Annotated in this window: 1 protein-coding gene; it reads right to left on the bottom strand. The window is 49.0% G+C overall.

What is annotated here, in order from left to right:
- Positions 1–164 precede the first annotated feature (164 nt).
- On the bottom strand, positions 165–359 hold a 195-nt coding region (locus AABK37_RS42005; RefSeq protein ID WP_432557271.1), incomplete at its 5' end, for a hypothetical protein.

Here is a 359-nt window from a genome sequence, read left to right as displayed (position 1 = left end):
AAAGTGCGATCCGTTGGCTAGAAACTAAAGCCCACAAGGACTTGGAGGATTAGCCGCAAGGTACAGAACCTTGACAACTGAATGACCATGTAGGTGAGAGTCATCAAAACCTCAAATCCTACCCCGCAGGTGCAGCGGTGAAAGCGTCACCCCCAGGTTTGCGACTAGTCATCAACGCCTGAAGCGGGGTGAAAAGGTGTTATTGCTGACAGCCTAAGTCGGCAAGCATCGAGCAAAGTACCCATGAGTAAAGCCTCGGCTTGAAGATGTGTTTGAATCGTCGTTACTAGGAACCAGCGAAATAAGGCTGAATGCGCTGGAGCCAAAAGGCAAAGGATATGGAGTTGGCAAGTTTTTAT

The sequence above is a fragment of the Tolypothrix sp. VBCCA 56010 genome, from assembly GCF_050875635.1.
Taxonomy (GTDB): Bacteria; Cyanobacteriota; Cyanobacteriia; order Cyanobacteriales; family Nostocaceae; genus Hassallia.
This window is presented reverse-complemented; position numbering and strand designations above follow the sequence as displayed.